We start from the raw sequence: 16,134 nt of genomic DNA, 5'->3' as shown, positions 1-16,134 counted from the left end.
TTCTCAGTAAACAATGATAAAAATTACACTTCCAGACAACAGCGTCAAAGAATTCGAGGCGGGAGTTACTCCGCTAGATGTGGCAAAATCTATAAGCGAGGGATTGGCTAGAAATACCATTTCCGCAGTTGTAAATGACAGACAAGTAGAAACCACCACACCTATCACCACGGATTCCACGGTACAGCTGCTGACCTGGAATGATGATCTTGGTAAGAAAGCCTTCTGGCATTCTTCTGCCCACCTTCTGGCGCAGGCCATCCTTGAGTTTTATCCTGATGCTAAGCTAACGATCGGTCCTGCTATCGAAAGCGGATTCTACTACGATGTGGATTTCGGTGGCGAAAGCTTATCTGAAAAAGACTTTGAGAAAATTGAAAAGAAGGTATTGGAAAATGCCAGAAAAGGTTCGACATTCTCATTATACCCTGTTTCTAAAGAGGAAGCGTTGAAGGTTTATGCAGATAATCCTTATAAAGTGGAACTGATTTCCAACCTTAATGACGGAGAGATCACTTTTGTAACACATGATGACTTCACGGATCTTTGCCGTGGAGGGCATATTCCGAATACCGGTATTGTAAAAGCGGTTAAAATTTTAAATGCAGCCGGCGCATACTGGAGAGGAAACGAAAAAAATCCACAGCTGACAAGAGTTTACGGTATTTCTTTTCCAAAACAGAAAGAATTGACCGAGTATCTTGAAAGGTTGGAAGAAGCCAAGAGAAGAGACCACAGAAAACTGGGTAAAGAACTTGGAATTTTCGCTTTCTCTGAAAAAGTAGGGGCCGGTTTGCCACTTTGGCTGCCGAAAGGAACTGCCTTGAGAAGAAAATTAGAAAATTTCCTTTCTGTAGCCCAGAAAAAAGGAGGTTACGAATTTGTAATGACGCCACATATCGGTTCAAAAGAATTATATGTCACTTCAGGACACTGGGATAAGTACGGAGCAGACAGCTTCCAGCCGATTAAAACGCCGAATGAAGGAGAAGAATTCTTGCTGAAGCCGATGAACTGCCCTCACCATTGTGAAATTTACAAAACGTCACAATGGAGCTACAGGGATTTGCCAAAAAGATATGCTGAATTCGGGACTGTATACAGATATGAGCAAAGCGGGGAACTTCACGGGTTGACAAGAGTCCGTGGATTTACTCAGGATGATGCGCATATTTTCTGTACTCCTGATCAGCTGTTAGGAGAATTCGAAGCGGTAATCGATCTGGTGTTATACGTTTTTAAATCTTTAGGGTTTGAAGATTTCATGACTCAGGTTTCATTGAGGGATCCTGACAACAGGGAAAAATATATCGGTTCTGATGAGAATTGGGAAAAAGCAGAAAATGCGATCATCACGGCAGCAAAAAACAAAAACCTGAAAACGGTTGTTGAATATGGTGAAGCGGCATTCTACGGTCCTAAGCTGGACTTTATGGTAAAAGATGCTTTAGGCAGAAAATGGCAGCTGGGAACGATCCAGGTTGACTATAATTTACCGGAAAGATTTGATCTTCATTATATCGGAAATGATAATGAGAAACACAGGCCGGTCATGATCCACAGAGCCCCTTTTGGTTCCCTGGAACGTTTTATTGCAATCCTTCTTGAAAATACAGCAGGAGATTTTCCGTTGTGGTTAAGCCCTGATCAGTTCATTGTTCTTCCGATCAGTGAAAAATATGTAGATTATGCGAAAAAAGTTTCACAATTTTTAGAAAATCACGATATTAGCGGTCAGATTGATGAAAGAAACGAGAAGGCAGGAAAGAAAATCCGTGATGCAGAATTAAATAAAATCCCTTTTATGCTGGTAATCGGCGAAAATGAGGAGAAGGATGGCACAATTTCTGTACGAAGACGTGGTGAAGGAGACCTGGGAGTTATGAACATGGAAGATTTTGTTTCTTACTTCAAAAAGGAATCAGCAATATAAAAAGTCATTTAAAATTGAATGAATTAATTTTTTAAAACATTCAGTTTTTAAATCTTTACATAAAATTAGTACTAACCAATAAAAATATAATACAATAGCACAAAGATTTAACAACAGGGGCCCACAAAGACGTCCTGTACAGGAGGACTTACACTTGATCAACGATAAAATTCGTGTGAGAGAGCTTCGTTTGGTGGGCGATAACGTAGAGCCGGGAATTTATCCGATTGACAAAGCAAAACAGATTGCTGCAGAACAGGAATTGGATTTAGTAGTAATTTCCGATAAGGCTGAACCGTTTATTGCGAGAATATTAGAATATAAAAAATTCTTATATGAGCAAAAGAAAAAACAGAAAGAACTGAAAGCTAAGCAGATCAAAGTTGTGGTGAAAGAGATCCGTTTCGGACCTCAGACTGACGAACATGATTATGAATTCAAAAGAAAGCATGCTGAAAAGTTTCTTGAAGAAGGTTCAAAATTAAAGACTTACGTATTTTTTAAAGGACGTTCAATTATCTTTAAAGATCAGGGAGAAATCCTGCTTTTAAAACTTGCTCAGGAATTAGAGCATGTTGGAAAAGTAGACCAGCTTCCTAAGCTTGAAGGAAAAAGAATGATCATGATGATGAGCCCTAAAAAACCAGCTAAATAATCAACAGCAGATCATTGTGATCTGACAACATTATACTACCTACTGACCTCAAAGAAATTTGAGGTTTTTTACTTTGAGAAGGAATAATTTATATTTCTATTCATAATTAAATTGAAAATTCTTGTCATTTGCAATTTATTTTGATTTCGACAGACTTTTTTAAGTCCTTTCATCCACTTCTCCCATTAATATTAATAATTCTTTTATCCGGATCTCACTTTTTTTTAGTAATTTTGCACCCTACTATTCCTGACCGAGATCAGGAGCCAAAACAGATATTGATAACAAAATAATAAAAAAGCAGAACAATGCCAAAATTAAAAACGAAATCAGGTGCTAAAAAGCGTTTTGCTCTTACCGGAAGCGGAAAGATCAAAAGAAAAAATGCTTACAAAAGCCACATCTTGACTAAGAAAGAAACGAAACAGAAGAGAAATCTTACGACGACTTCTTACGTAGCTAAAGTGGACGAGAAAAGTGTTAAGCGTCAATTAGCCATCAAGTAGTTTTTATAAATCTATATTCGGTTTATAAGAATTCAAAATTCAACAATTTAACCCTGACATGGAGCAGCCAAGCGCAATGAAACAGTTTGCCGCACATTTCAAAAAAACATTTTAAATTATGCCAAGATCAGTAAATGCAGTAGCTTCAAGAGCTCGCAGAAAAAAAATCATTAAACAAGCCAAAGGTTTTTTCGGTAGAAGAAAGAACGTTTGGACGGTAGCTAAAAATGCCGTGGAAAAAGCAATGCAATATGCTTACCGCGGCAGAAAAGAGAAAAAGAGAAATTTCAGAGCACTTTGGATCATGCGTATCAACGCCGGAGCCAGAGAGCACGGAATGTCTTACTCTCAGTTTATGGGAGCTCTTAAAAAGAACAACGTAGAGCTTAACAGAAAAGTTTTAGCCGATTTAGCAATGAATCACCCTGAAGCTTTCAAAGCAGTTGTAGATCAAGTAAAATAATGTAGAATTTTTTGTTATCAATATAAATCCTGAGTTTTTTGCTCAGGATTTTTTTATTATTTACATTTGTTTAATTATTAAATATAATTTTTTCTAAAGGTGAAAAAAATAACTACCCTTCTGCTTATTTCATTAGCAGCTTATAATCTACATGCTCAAACTCTTATTCAGGCATATAAAAACAGAGCAGATCAGGTTTCACAGACCAATGTTACCACTCTTTTACAGGAATTTCAGACGCTGGGCATAAAAACGACCGGTTCACCGGCAAATACCAATACTTTGGACTGGCTTAAAGCAAAATATCAGTCTTACGGATATACAGTAAACCAGATTGCGGAAGACCCTTTTACTTTTGGAAATAATATCAACTCAAAGAATTTAATCATTACAAAGACGGGTACTACCTACCCCAACATCTATGTGATCATCTGCGGCCACTATGATACGATCTTCGGCCCCGGTGTAAGCGATAACGGAAGCGGAACCTCGGTTATTCTGGAAGCAGCAAGGATTTTAAAAGATATACCGACAGAATATTCTATTAAATTTATCCATTTTTCCGGCGAAGAACAGGGCTTGCAGGGAAGCGGACATTATGCGGATAATGTGGCCTTTCAGAACAACGTCCGGCAGTTAAATATTAAACTGGTATTCAATCTCGATCAGATAGGAGGCCAGATCGGGAATAACAACAACGCGATTAAATGTGAAAGCGACCAGGACGGCCTGCCGGGTAACAATGCGCAGTCTATGGCATTTACGCAGCAGCTTGCCAATTGCACGGCATTATATTCCCCGTTACAGACGGTTATGTCAAATACCTATTCATCCGACTATGTTCCTTTTGAGCAGAACGGAGACATCATCACCGGTTTTTATGAAAATGTAAGAAGCTTTAATGAACATACAGTGAACGATACTTTTGCCAATGTAGACCCGGCGTATGTATTTAATGTCGGAAAAGCGTCGGTAGGTGCATTACAGCATTTTGCCGTGGCTACCAGTGTTTTGGCCACCAATGAAGCACCGGTAAATGCTTTGGAATTGGTAAAAGTGTATCCCAACCCAGCAAAAGATGTGCTGACTATTGAAGTGCCGGGAAGCATTAAGAAATTCAATGCAGAGATTGCAGACCTGAGCGGGCGTTTGGTTATAGCAGGTAAGGAAAATGAGACAAAGATTAATGTTTCGGGATTAACCAGCGGTGCTTATCTGTGTACCGTCAGGGCTAACGGTACAACTGCAGTAAGAAAAATAATCATCGGGAAATAATTCAGTACCTGCAGCATTCAGAACAACAGGTTCTCTGTAAAATATGAAAAAGCCAATGGTAATCATTGGCTTTTTTCGTTCTATAATTTACTCTGCACGCGACATCAGGATTTCTTCAACATCTTTTAGACTTACATTTTTAGCTTTCAGTAAAATTAAATAATGATACAGCAGATCGGCTGCTTCATTTTTAAACAGGTCTTCATTATCATCTTTTGCTTCGATCACCAGTTCCACCGCTTCCTCTCCTACTTTCTGGGCTACTTTGTTGATGCCTTTCCTGAATAATGAATAGGTATAGGAACCTTCCGTTTTTTCATCGATTCTCCGGCTGATTTTTGCTTCCAGTTCATAGACAAATCCCTTCGCCGTTTTATCCCCGAAACAGCTGAAGCTTCCGGTGTGGCATACCGCTTTTCCGGGTATGGCGTTTATCAATACCGTGTCCTGGTCACAGTCAACAGCCATACTTTTTACAGTAAGGAAATTACCCGATTCTTCGCCCTTGGTCCATAACCTATTTTTAGAGCGGCTGAAAAAGGTAACAATTCCTTCCTTTTCTGTTTTCTCGTAAGCATCTTTATTCATGTATCCCAGCATGAGGACCTGCAGGGTGCGGTCATCCTGGATAATAACAGGAACCAGTCCGTTGCTTTTATCAAAATTTATATTCATCGTACGGGTATTTTTTTAGATTTTAATTCATTTTTTAAATTCCGGATTCCGATCTCCCCGAAATGGAAAATACTGGCTGCCAACGCACCTGTGGCTTTGGTTTGGGTAAAGACATGCTCAAAATCTCCGGTTTTTCCGGCACCGCCTGAGGCAATGACAGGAATACCGATATTTTCAGATACCAGTCTAGTAATCCTCAGGTCAAAGCCGTTCTTCATTCCGTCTCCGTCCATCGATGTCAGGAGAATTTCTCCGGCTCCTAAGGCTTCTGCTTTTTTTGCCCAATCCAGGGTTTTTAAACCGGTTATTTCCCTTCCGCCTTTAACATGTACCCAATCTGAACCGTTGATCTGTTTTGTATCAATTGCCACGACAACACATTGGCTTCCGAATTCTTTCGCCAGATCAGAAATCAGTCCCGGGTTTTTAACGGCAGAAGAATTGATGCTGATTTTATCGGCTCCGGCTTCCAGCAGGTTCCTGACATCTTCAACCGTTGAAATACCGCCGCCTACCGTAAAAGGAATGCTCAGCTCTCCAGCAATTTTTTTTACCAGTCCGGCAAATGTTTTACGTTCTTCTATGGTTGCGGTAATATCCAGGAAAACCAGCTCATCGGCTCCGTCATTTTCATACTTTTTTGCCAGCTCAACGGGATCTCCGGCATTCCGCAGGCCTTCAAACTGAACGCCTTTCACCGTTGTACCGTCTTTGATGTCCAGACAGGGTATGATTCTTTTTTTTAACATTTTTATTTGTTGTAATTAATGGGTATGGTTTATTTATCATCAAACAGCTTTGCCCGATTTAATCAGGAATCAATAAATTCCCGGAGTTCAGCCAGACTGATTTTTCCTTCGTAGATCGCTTTCCCGATAATGGTTCCTGAACATCCTATTTCCTTCATCCGGTATACATCTTCCATTTTTGAAATCCCGCCGCTTGCTACCAATTGAACAGAAGTTCGCGATAAAATATCCTGATACAACTCTTCCGATGGTCCCTGTAGCATGCCGTCTTTGGCAATATCGGTACAGATCACGCTCTGTATTCCTTTCTGCTGATACTGAAGAATGAAATCAATAACATCTTTATCACTTTCCTCCAGCCAGCCCGAAGTTTTTATTTTCCTGTCTTTACAGTCGGCTCCCAGGATAATCTTTTCTTTCCCGAATGTTGAAATCAGGTTAAAACAGAATTCCGGATCCTGAACGGCAATGCTTCCAATGGTAATCTGTTCTGCCCCTGCATCAAAAGCAGTTTCAATATCGCCCAAGGTCTTCAGCCCGCCGCCGAAATCGATTTTTAAAGACGTTTCCCTGGCAATTGCTTCCAGTATTTTATGGTTAACAATATGTCTGGATTTTGCCCCATCGAGATCAACGAGATGAAGGAACTGAATTCCGGAAGCTTCAAATTCTTTGGCTACTTCTACCGGGTTTTCATTGTAGACCTTCATGGTATCATAATCGCCTTCTGAAAGCCGGACACATTTGCCGTTTATAATATCAATGGCTGGAATAATTTTCATTATTTAATATTTAAAAAGTTATGTAATAACCTGCTTCCGGTACTCCCCGATTTTTCAGGGTGAAACTGCATGGCATGAAAATTACCTTTCTGCAGGGACGCGCTGAACGGCAGGATATAATTACAGACCGAAGTTGTATATTCAGATAATTCACAATAAAAGCTGTGGACAAAATACACATCATGTTCTTCTTTACTGTCAGAAAAAAGATTTGATTTAAAATCTGAAAGCGTATTCCAGCCCATATGTGGAACGATATGGTCAGCGGGAAATTTTTTAACCTGAATATCAAAAATTCCCATACCAACCGTATTGCCTTCTTCATTACCGGCACACATCAGCTGCATTCCCAGGCAAATTCCTAATACCGGCTGCTGTAACGCCGGAATTAAGAGGTCCAGCCCTCTTTCTTTCAGCACCTTCATCGTAGACGAAGCTTCACCGACACCCGGAAAAATCACTTTGTCTGCATTCTTAATCACTTCAGGGTCATTAGTAATTATTGATTTTGTCTTCAGCCTGTCCAGGGCATTCTGTACGGAATTTACATTTCCGCCGTTGTATTTTATAATGGCAACCATATTATTTATAAGCTTCCTTTAGTTGAGGGAATATTAAAATTCTGACCGGTCTGCCGTACCGCTGCTTTTATCGATTTTGCGAATGCTTTAAAGACCGATTCTATTTTGTGGTGCTCGTTGTCACCGTCTGCTTTGATATTAATATTGCACCGACCCGAATCTGTAAAAGATTTAAAGAAATGGTAAAACATTTCGGTAGGGACGTCTCCTATTTTCTCACGCTTGAAATCTGCGGCCCACACCAGCCACGGGCGGCCTCCGAAATCAATGGCCACCTGTGCCAGACAATCATCCATAGGCAGCAGAAAACCATATCGTTCGATTCCTTTCTTCTTTCCTAAAGCTTCCAGAACGGCCTGGCCTAATACAATTCCGGTGTCTTCAATGGTGTGGTGTTCATCCACATGCAGATCTCCTTTTACACTGATTTTCAGATCTAAATTACCGTGTTTGACAATCTGTTCCAGCATATGGTCGAAAAAATGAAGCCCTGTTGAGATGTCAGACAGGCCGTTTCCATCCAGGTTAATTTCAATTTCAATATCAGTCTCGTTGGTTTTTCTTGATACTTTTGCTTTTCGCGGAACTTGTTTCAGATACGAATAGATTTCGTTCCAGCTTTCAGTAGTCAGCGCTGCATACTCATTCTGAACGGCACCGATAAAAATGGCTTTTGATCTGAGGTTTTCCGCCAGCCGGATATCGGTCAGCCTGTCCCCGATCACAAAGGAATTTTCAAGGTCATAATCACCGTAAATATATTTTCCCAGCATCCCGGTCTGCGGTTTACGGGTCGGCTGATTTTCATGCTCAAAACTTCTGTCAATTAAAATATCGCTGAAAACAATCCCTTCATTTTCAAAAGCTGTCAGCATTTTTTCATGAGGCTTTATAAAATCTTCGTAAGGAAAACTTTCCGTTCCCAGGCCATCCTGATTGGTGATCATGACCAGTTCATAATCCAGTTCACTGGCGATTTTGGACAGGTTTTGGAAGACACCCGGATAGAATTCCAGTTTTTCCAGGGAATCTACCTGGAGGTCAGTTTCCGGTTCTATAATTAAGGTTCCGTCACGGTCTATAAACAATACTTTTTTCATAATTCAATATTTTGTAAAGCGGCTATTAACTTGCTGTTTTCTTCTCTGGTTCCTACATTCATTCTGATACAATCGGGAATATAAGGACTTCTCTTGCTTGTTAAAATTTCCTTTTTTAACAGCTGCTCATACACTTTATCACCATTTTCAAAGGCAATTAAAAAGAAATTAGCCTCGCTCGGATATACTTTTTTTATACAGCTGATATTTTCAAACTGATCTCGCAGCCATGATTTTTCAAGTAATATTCTTTCTATATTCTGATTTAACGGTTTGAGGCTATCAATTGCTTTTGAGACCAGGTCCACACTTAACGAATTGATATTATAAGGAGCTTTTACCGTATTGATAAGTTTAATAATTTCTTCCGAGGCATAAGCCATGCCTACCCTTGCACCTGCCATTCCCCAGGCTTTTGAAAAAGTCTGCAGGACAATAAGGTTCGGGTATTTATCCAACAATTCAATACATGATTTCCTGCCGGAAAATTCAATATATGCTTCATCTACCACAACAATTCCGTTAAAATTTTCAATGTAGAATTCCAGGTCTTCAATGCTGTTCCCGGTAGGATTGTTCGGGGAACAAAGAAAGAAAATCTTGAGCTGATTACCATTCATCAGGTTTAAAAAATCATCTTTTACGATATTAAAATCTTCATTTAAATCCAGCTTTACGACTTTGTTTTCATTGATCGATGCGTAAAAATCATACATGGCAAAAGAAGGGTTCATTCTTAAGACCGCATCTTTTTTAGGTTCGCAGAAAATTTTGATGATCAGGTCTATCAATTCATCGCTTCCGTTTCCGAGGGCAATATTATTCGATGAAACATTCTTTATAACAGAGAGTTTCTGCTTCAGTTTCTTATGTGTTGAATCCGGGTAACGGTTCAGGTTTCCGAACGGGCTTTCGTTGGCATCCATAAACACAGGACTGTCAAATTCATTCTGATCCCTGAAACTGATGTACGGTTGAAGTTCCAGAATATTTTTGCGCACGAAGCCGTTGATGTTAAATTCTTTCATTGTGTTGTTTTAATCTTATGGAGACAGCATTTTTGTGAGCGAAAAGCCCTTCTGCTTCGGCCATGACTTCTATAGTTCTTCCTAAATTCCCCAATCCTTCTGCAGACAGGTGCTGAAAAGTGATTTTCTTGACAAAGCTGTCCAGGGAAACCCCGCTGTAATTTCTGGCAAAACCATTCGTTGGAAGGGTATGATTGGTTCCGCTGGCATAATCTCCGGCACTTTCACAGGAATAATTTCCCAGAAAAACCGAACCTGCATTTTTAATTTCCGGAATGTATTTTTCAAAATCCTCTATCGCTAAAATCAAATGTTCGGGAGCATAGAGATTGCTGAATTTCAAAGCTTCTTCAATGGATTCCATTAAAATAAAATGACTGTTTTCTAAAGATTTACGGGCCATTTCATTTCTTGGAAGCTGCTCAAGCTGTTTTTCCGTTTCCTCAACCGTCCGGTTAAGAACGGTTTCATCTGTTGTAATAAAGATAACCTGGCTATCGCTTCCGTGCTCTGCCTGGGAAAGCAGGTCTGATGCACAAAATTCCGGGACGGCAAATTCATCGGCAATCACCAGAACTTCGCTGGGACCGGCAGGCATATCGATGGCCACCTTATAATTCTGTGCATATTCTTTTGCGGCCACCACATATTGGTTTCCGGGTCCGAAGATTTTATAAACATCCGGAATGCTTTCAGTCCCGAATGTCATAGCAGCAATCGCCTGCGCCCCGCCTGTTTTGAATATTTTACGGACTCCGCAAAGCTGTGCCGCGTAAAGGATGGCAGGATTGATCTTCCCGTTTTTATCCGGAGGCGTACATAAAATGATTTCTTCACAGCCCGCCAATTGTGCAGGCACTGCCAGCATCAACACAGTTGAAAATAAAGGTGCCGTTCCTCCGGGAATATAAATCCCCACTTTTTCAATCGCCCGGTTTTCTCTCCAGCATGTTACTCCTGCAGTCGTTTCAATTTTATGAATTTCAGGATTTTGGGAAGCATGGAATTTTGTAATATTCTCTTTAGCCTGCTGAATTGCTGTTTTCAGTTCTTCCGGCAAAGTATCTTCAGCATTTTTCACTTCTTCTTCAGGCACCCAGATCCGGTCAACATCAGTCTGATCAAATTTTTTATTGAACCTGATTAATGCCCGGTCACCATTTCGCCGGACTTCTGCAAAGATGTCTGATACGGTTTCCGTAAGTCCTGTCCTTTCCAAAGCAGGCCTTTTCACCAGTTCCGGCCAGGTATTTTTTTGTGGGTATTTTGAAATATTCATCTTATATCACCATTTTATCGATTGGAATTATCAAAATATCCTGAGCCCCTTTGTCTTTGAGTTCATCAATGACTTCCCAGAACCGGTCTTCATCAATCACGGAATGAATGCTGCTCCATCCTTCCTGCGCGAGGGGAATAACCGTCGGGCTTTTAAGGACCGGAAGTGCTTCAGAGATGATTTTAATTTTATCATTTGGGACATTCATCAGAATGTATTTTGAATTTTTTGCTTTTAAAACGGCTTTAATCCTGAACAGTAATTTTCCGAGAACGGCTTCTTTTTCATCATTTAAGCTGAAGGTTTTTGCCAGAACGGCTTCGGATAATAAAAGAGTAACGGTTTCCCTTAGACCGTTCTTAAATAAAGTGCTTCCCGAGCTTACAATATCACATATTCCATCAGCAAGGCCAATATTCGGGGCAATTTCCACTGAACCTGAGATGACATGGATATCTGCTGAAATACTGTTTTTCTGAAGGAAGTTCTCAAGGGTATTTGGATAGGACGTGGCAATTTTTTTTCCCTGGAAATAACTGAGTTGATCAGTTTCCACTTCTTTTGGGACGGCTAATGAGACGCGACATTTTGAGAACCCGAGCTTTTGGACAATCTCTATATTTTTGTCCTTTTCTGCTAGCAGGTTTTCGCCCACAATAGCAATGTCTACAACCCCGTCTTCCAGATACTGCGGGATATCTGAGTTTCTCAGGTACATAATTTCCAGAGGAAAGTTGTCTACGGAAACTTTGAGCTGGTCTTTTCCATTATTGATGAAGATTCCGCAGTCTTTAAGAAGCTGAAGGGATTCCTCGTACAGCCGTCCGCTTTTCTGTATGGCAATTTTTAATTTACTCATTGGATTATTATTGGGTCTGAGTAAATAAAACTGGTTGGATGGTAAAGATTTCCCGGGATAAATTCAGAAACAAAAAACCGCCTGTTTACTCAGACGGTTTTTTAATTATTTTGATTTTAACATATTGTATCGATCAATCAATTCCGTCTAGCAGAGATGATGATGATAATGATGTACTGTTAAAAAATTCGGTTTCATTGTTGAAATGTGTACTGCAAATGTAGGAATTATTTTGAAACATCCAGGAAATTTATACAAAAAATTTTCTGTAGAGCTCCATCAGCTGGCCTGCAATCGGTTCATCATTAAACTTCTGAACGAAGTCAAAACCTTTATCGACACGGCGTTGCCTCTCAGATTCATTATTCCAGAGAAACTGGATTTTGGCTGAAATATCGGCTTCATTTCCAGGATTAATGTATACGGAGTCCGGCCCGCCTGCTTCAGGAAGACAGCTGGTGTTGCTGGTCACCACAACCGTTTTTGAGAACAGGGCTTCAATCACCGGAATGCCGAAACCTTCAAACAAGCTCGGGTAAACAAAAATATCTGCTGATTTGTAAATTACGGCCAGCTCATGCATTGAAACGCCCTCCAGAAAACGGACCTGTTTTTCCATTTTGTTTTTCTGAATAAACTGCCGGATTTTACTGAAGTACTTTGTCTTTCTTCCGACGACCACTAAAGGAATTTCTGTATCTTTTATGGCTTTAATGATGTTTAAAAGGTTTTTCCGCTCCTCAATAGTGCCTACGTTTAAGATAAATCGTTCAGGAAGATTAAATTTCTCCTTGGTCTGAAGGGTAAATTCTTCAGGCTGCTCTTCTTTAAAAGCCTGATGGCAGCCCTGGTAAATCACTTCAATTTTGCTTTCCGGAACGTTAAGAAACTGAATGATATCCTTTTTGGTCTGTTCGGAAATCGCAATGATTTTATCTGCGGAATCTGCTGCCTTTCTGAATTTCCACAAGTGAATTTTCCTATCAAAAAAAGAATAATACTGCGGATATCTCATAAAAATGAGATCATGGATGGTAACCACTTTTTTAATCGGGGCATTATCCCATTTCAGAGGCAGTTCACCGGATAAGCCATGAAAAATATCGGCATCCTGTTTCTGGGCATCTTTCCCCATTTTCAGCTGCCGAGACATCATTTCGCCTGAGGTTTCAACGAATCTGGCATTAGAGTTTTCTAAGATATCCTTCCCTCTCTCAGATCGGTTTTTATTGAGTAAAATGTATTCGTTTTCAGGAAAATATTTCACTAAAATCCTCACCAGATCCCTGGAATAGTTGCCTAATCCCGACGTGTTGTGAAAAAATCTTTTGGCATCGTAAGCAATCTTCATAATTCAATCTGTTTTTGGAATTCCTGAAAAGTTCCGAAGGTATAATTTTTACTTTTGAGCCAGGAAATAAATCCATCAAACCTTTCCACCATATCTTTTCCAGAGTTTTTTACTGTAAAACCGGGTAATTTAAATGCTTCGTCTTTAATTTCCGCAAATTCCCAGGGATGGAAATAAATATTTAAATACTGGTCTTTCTTTAACGTGTCTAAAGCCAGTTTCCTGTAAAAAGACAGAGGAAAATTATGAAAGCTAAGCCAGAATAAAGGGATCCTGAAATTAGGAGATACCGAAGCCGGGATCTGGGTCACCATGCCTTCTTTGAAATACGTTCTTGAAATTTTGAGATTATTGTATCTTCCCGGAAGAAAGGTCGGATTGATAGATGAATTGTAGGCATAGCCTGCATCTTCCACCGCATTTTTACTCACCGGCATCATTCTGGGCATCCTGAGACCGGTTACTTTTACAGAAAATAACTCTTCCAGCCTTTCTTTAGATTCTTTCAAGTGCTTTTCTTCAAAATCAGAATGGAACCACGTGTGGGAAGCAAGTTCATGGTCATCATCCAACAGCTTTTGAATAAGGTTTTTACTATTCTCCGCAAAAACTACCGTTGAGAAAAAAGTAGCTTTTATCTGATGCTTTTTAAGGATATTCAAAATCCTTTTTAGTCCGGTCTGTGAGATGGAAATCTGTTGTTCAAACGGTATTTCTCCTTTATATTCCAATGGCATATCAAATTCCTCAATGTCAAAACTCAATAAAACCATGGTTAAAAATTTTTATTTTTGATGATATAGTTCGGTCTTTCTTTTACCTGTTTGAAGATCTTGCCTAAATAAATTCCTATAATTCCTAAAATGATCAGCTGCAACCCGCCGAAGAAAACGATGGTCATGATCAATGAAGCCCAGCCTGAAATTTCCGTTTCTGTAATAAATGAATGGATCACATAAATGCCGTATCCAACTACAGAAAATCCTGAAAACAGGAAGCCCAGGTACGCTGCAATATAAAGCGGCTTTACGCTGAACGCCGTGATTCCGGTAAAAGCGAATGTCACCATCTTTTTAAGATTGTAGCTGCTTTGCCCTGACAGTCTTTCGTTTGCTGTAAATTCGATTCCGGCCTGTTTAAAGCCCATCCAACTCGTTAATCCTCTCAGGAACAAATCATCTTCATTGAAACTCCTCATAACTTCTACGGCATTCGCATCCATCAGCCTGAAATCTGAGCCGCCGCCCTTGGTAAGATTGACATCAGATAATTTCGACAGGATTTTATAAAAAAAGTCTGAAGTTTTTCTTTTGAACCAAGAAATTTCCTTCGGGTATTTTCTTACGGTAAATACAATGTCATTGCCTTCCTCCCATTTCGTGATCATGTCAGGAATCAGTTCCGGAGGATGCTGAAGGTCGCCGTCCATTGAAATAACGGCATTTCCATGGGCATGATCCATTCCCGCTTTTACGGCAGGCTGGTGACCAAAGTTCCTTGAAAATTCAATGAATTTTATTTCACTATATTTTTTGGAAAGCTCTTCTAATTTTTGCTGGGTCTGGTCTCTGCTTCCGTCATTAACAAAGATAATTTCAAAATCATAATCGTTTAATCCGGAAAAAACCTGTCTAATTTTTTCATGAACCAAAGCAACGTTTCCTTCTTCATTATGGGCAGGAATAACGATTGAAATTTTCTTCATAGGATTAATTGAGGCTGTAGTTTTTTTCGAAATCTTTGGTTAAAAGCTCATAGATTACCCTTAACCAAACCACAATGCAAGGTACAGCTTTTAAAGAATATTTTATGATATAATTCTCCTTCACAAATTTCGGAAACAGATCTGAAGTTGAAAAACACGTAAAAACAATAACGAAAATCAGCAGTCCGATGACAAGAGGAGTTCTTTCTTTCTGCAGGAAAAACCAGATCATCACGCCTGTAACCGCAATAATATACGTTGGTGATTCTGAACTTGAACTGAACAATACCAGAAAGAGTAAGGTTGAAGCCAGAATCATCAGCTGAAAGGCATAATTTTTATATTGTCTGATCCTGATATAAGGCAAGGCAAAAAGCGGTAACCCGAATGCTAAAAATATCACATTGGAAATGGATGCATCGCCTAAGATCCTTCTGAAAAACCCCATCAGTGAGATATCCTGCATATTTCCCAACGTCTGGTTTGCACTGTTCTTTTCAATAATCGACTGATACCAGTCAGAATAGCATTGTATGACAAACCGGGGGCTTGAATAGATCATGGGCAGAATAAAAAATACTCCAGCAATAATCAACCCTGAGACTATAAATTTTGTTTTATTCTTAATGAAAAAGAACTGGGACAGACCTACAATCCCATATATTTTCACAAAAACCCCTACTAAAATAGCCGTAACGGATTTTGTCTCTTTTCTTTCGTAAATGTATACCGCCGACAATAGCAGAAGACCTGTCAGTGCAACATTGAACTGCAGGCTTAAAGCTGCCGTAATGTATTCCTGCAGACAAAATAAGGCAAAGAGCGCTTTTTTGGCATCAGAAAAGGGAAGCTTGTGAATGGCATAGACAAAGATAAACGTATTGGCAGCATTCCACAGCGTAATTCCCAGCCAGTCGGGCATCAGGGCAAACGGAGCAATCAGTACGCTGAAAAAAACACCGTAATGGTTCATATCGAAAAACCTTTCTGGGTATTCCGTAAACAGATTGGCCTGATCTCGGGTATTGAAAAATACGCTTTTGAAAATCAGGTAATTGTTGATTGCATAATTTCCTCTGAAATATTTGGAAATTGCCGTAACAACGGCTATAATAAGATAAACCCCAAATATATATTTAGGGTTTAGCAGTATTTTAAAAAATTTATCTTTCAAAATGGTGAAGTATGGGTTT

At 39.6% G+C, this 16,134-nt stretch carries 17 protein-coding genes; 5 read left to right on the top strand and 12 right to left on the bottom strand.

From position 1 onward, the window contains the following. Positions 1-13: 13 nt before the first annotated feature. The 5 genes from thrS (at position 14) to H561_RS0101305 (ending at position 4,832) form a co-directional block, all read left to right on the top strand. Entirely contained in the window at positions 14-1,933 is a 1,920-nt protein-coding gene (thrS, locus tag H561_RS0101325) for a threonine--tRNA ligase (RefSeq protein ID WP_027385362.1), read from the top strand. Between the two features lie 154 nt (positions 1,934-2,087). After that, on the top strand, positions 2,088-2,588 hold the full coding sequence (infC, locus tag H561_RS0101320; protein ID WP_185095970.1) for a translation initiation factor IF-3: 501 nt from the start codon (positions 2,088-2,090) through the stop codon (positions 2,586-2,588). A 308-nt stretch (positions 2,589-2,896) separates the two neighbouring features. Further along, positions 2,897-3,094: a 50S ribosomal protein L35 gene (rpmI, locus tag H561_RS0101315; protein WP_027385360.1), complete on the top strand. Its 198-nt coding sequence runs from the start codon at positions 2,897-2,899 to the stop codon at positions 3,092-3,094. 118 nt (positions 3,095-3,212) lie between these two features. Beyond that, positions 3,213-3,557, top strand: coding sequence for a 50S ribosomal protein L20 (gene rplT / locus H561_RS0101310; protein WP_027385359.1), 345 nt, complete (start codon positions 3,213-3,215; stop codon positions 3,555-3,557). Between the two features lie 99 nt (positions 3,558-3,656). Beyond that, on the top strand, positions 3,657-4,832 hold the full coding sequence (locus tag H561_RS0101305; protein ID WP_027385358.1) for a M28 family peptidase: 1,176 nt from the start codon (positions 3,657-3,659) through the stop codon (positions 4,830-4,832). Between the two features lie 87 nt (positions 4,833-4,919). On the opposite strand, the gene hisIE is transcribed toward H561_RS0101305, so the two are convergent. The 12 genes from hisIE to H561_RS0101240 form a co-directional block, all read right to left on the bottom strand. Continuing rightward, positions 4,920-5,507: a bifunctional phosphoribosyl-AMP cyclohydrolase/phosphoribosyl-ATP diphosphatase HisIE gene (hisIE, locus tag H561_RS0101300; RefSeq protein WP_027385357.1), complete on the bottom strand. Its 588-nt coding sequence runs from the start codon at positions 5,505-5,507 to the stop codon at positions 4,920-4,922. Continuing rightward, a complete protein-coding gene (hisF, locus tag H561_RS0101295; protein ID WP_027385356.1) occupies positions 5,504-6,256 on the bottom strand; it encodes an imidazole glycerol phosphate synthase subunit HisF in 753 nt (250 codons plus the stop codon). Before hisF ends, hisIE begins: the two co-directional genes overlap by 4 nt. A gap of 62 nt (positions 6,257-6,318) precedes the next feature. After that, a complete protein-coding gene (gene hisA, locus H561_RS0101290) occupies positions 6,319-7,038 on the bottom strand; it encodes a 1-(5-phosphoribosyl)-5-[(5-phosphoribosylamino)methylideneamino]imidazole-4-carboxamide isomerase (RefSeq protein WP_027385355.1) in 720 nt (239 codons plus the stop codon). After that, a complete protein-coding gene (gene hisH / locus H561_RS0101285; protein ID WP_027385354.1) occupies positions 7,038-7,619 on the bottom strand; it encodes an imidazole glycerol phosphate synthase subunit HisH in 582 nt (193 codons plus the stop codon). Before hisH ends, hisA begins: the two co-directional genes overlap by 1 nt. A 5-nt stretch (positions 7,620-7,624) precedes the next feature. Beyond that, a complete protein-coding gene (gene hisB / locus H561_RS0101280) occupies positions 7,625-8,719 on the bottom strand; it encodes a bifunctional histidinol-phosphatase/imidazoleglycerol-phosphate dehydratase HisB (RefSeq protein ID WP_027385353.1) in 1,095 nt (364 codons plus the stop codon). Then, positions 8,716-9,747, bottom strand: a complete 1,032-nt coding sequence (hisC, locus tag H561_RS0101275; RefSeq protein WP_027385352.1) for a histidinol-phosphate transaminase — start codon at positions 9,745-9,747, stop codon at positions 8,716-8,718. The genes hisB and hisC overlap by 4 nt, the downstream gene beginning before the upstream one ends. Beyond that, complete coding sequence (gene hisD / locus H561_RS0101270; protein ID WP_027385351.1) at positions 9,734-11,026, bottom strand: histidinol dehydrogenase; 1,293 nt, start codon at positions 11,024-11,026, stop codon at positions 9,734-9,736. The genes hisC and hisD overlap by 14 nt, the downstream gene beginning before the upstream one ends. A 1-nt stretch (position 11,027) precedes the next feature. Then, on the bottom strand, positions 11,028-11,885 hold the full coding sequence (gene hisG, locus H561_RS0101265; protein WP_027385350.1) for an ATP phosphoribosyltransferase: 858 nt from the start codon (positions 11,883-11,885) through the stop codon (positions 11,028-11,030). A gap of 250 nt (positions 11,886-12,135) precedes the next feature. Further along, complete coding sequence (locus tag H561_RS0101255; RefSeq protein WP_027385348.1) at positions 12,136-13,236, bottom strand: glycosyltransferase family 4 protein; 1,101 nt, start codon at positions 13,234-13,236, stop codon at positions 12,136-12,138. Then, a complete protein-coding gene (locus H561_RS0101250) occupies positions 13,233-14,009 on the bottom strand; it encodes a polysaccharide deacetylase family protein (protein ID WP_027385347.1) in 777 nt (258 codons plus the stop codon). Before H561_RS0101250 ends, H561_RS0101255 begins: the two co-directional genes overlap by 4 nt. 2 nt (positions 14,010-14,011) lie before the next feature. Then, entirely contained in the window at positions 14,012-14,941 is a 930-nt protein-coding gene (locus tag H561_RS0101245) for a glycosyltransferase family 2 protein (protein ID WP_027385346.1), read from the bottom strand. A gap of 4 nt (positions 14,942-14,945) precedes the next feature. After that, positions 14,946-16,115, bottom strand: coding sequence for a glycosyltransferase family 87 protein (locus tag H561_RS0101240; RefSeq protein WP_027385345.1), 1,170 nt, complete (start codon positions 16,113-16,115; stop codon positions 14,946-14,948). Positions 16,116-16,134: the final 19 nt, after the last annotated feature.

The organism is Chryseobacterium gregarium DSM 19109, assembly GCF_000430845.1.
Classification (GTDB): Bacteria; Bacteroidota; Bacteroidia; order Flavobacteriales; family Weeksellaceae; genus Chryseobacterium; species Chryseobacterium gregarium.
Note: the sequence above shows the minus strand (reverse complement) of the source record. Positions and strands in the feature narration are given on the sequence as shown.

Coding starts and splice junctions, on each gene's coding strand:
- thrS (WP_027385362.1), top strand. CDS start 14: ATGATAAAAATTACACTTCCAGACAACAGCGTCAAAGAATTCGAGGCG.
- rpmI (WP_027385360.1), top strand. CDS start 2,897: ATGCCAAAATTAAAAACGAAATCAGGTGCTAAAAAGCGTTTTGCTCTT.
- rplT (WP_027385359.1), top strand. CDS start 3,213: ATGCCAAGATCAGTAAATGCAGTAGCTTCAAGAGCTCGCAGAAAAAAA.
- hisIE (WP_027385357.1), bottom strand. CDS start 5,507: ATGAATATAAATTTTGATAAAAGCAACGGACTGGTTCCTGTTATTATC.
- hisF (WP_027385356.1), bottom strand. CDS start 6,256: ATGTTAAAAAAAAGAATCATACCCTGTCTGGACATCAAAGACGGTACA.
- hisA (WP_027385355.1), bottom strand. CDS start 7,038: ATGAAAATTATTCCAGCCATTGATATTATAAACGGCAAATGTGTCCGG.
- hisH (WP_027385354.1), bottom strand. CDS start 7,619: ATGGTTGCCATTATAAAATACAACGGCGGAAATGTAAATTCCGTACAG.
- hisB (WP_027385353.1), bottom strand. CDS start 8,719: ATGAAAAAAGTATTGTTTATAGACCGTGACGGAACCTTAATTATAGAA.
- hisC (WP_027385352.1), bottom strand. CDS start 9,747: ATGAAAGAATTTAACATCAACGGCTTCGTGCGCAAAAATATTCTGGAA.
- hisD (WP_027385351.1), bottom strand. CDS start 11,026: ATGAATATTTCAAAATACCCACAAAAAAATACCTGGCCGGAACTGGTG.
- hisG (WP_027385350.1), bottom strand. CDS start 11,885: ATGAGTAAATTAAAAATTGCCATACAGAAAAGCGGACGGCTGTACGAG.
- H561_RS0101255 (WP_027385348.1), bottom strand. CDS start 13,236: ATGAAGATTGCTTACGATGCCAAAAGATTTTTTCACAACACGTCGGGA.
- H561_RS0101250 (WP_027385347.1), bottom strand. CDS start 14,009: ATGGTTTTATTGAGTTTTGACATTGAGGAATTTGATATGCCATTGGAA.
- H561_RS0101245 (WP_027385346.1), bottom strand. CDS start 14,941: ATGAAGAAAATTTCAATCGTTATTCCTGCCCATAATGAAGAAGGAAAC.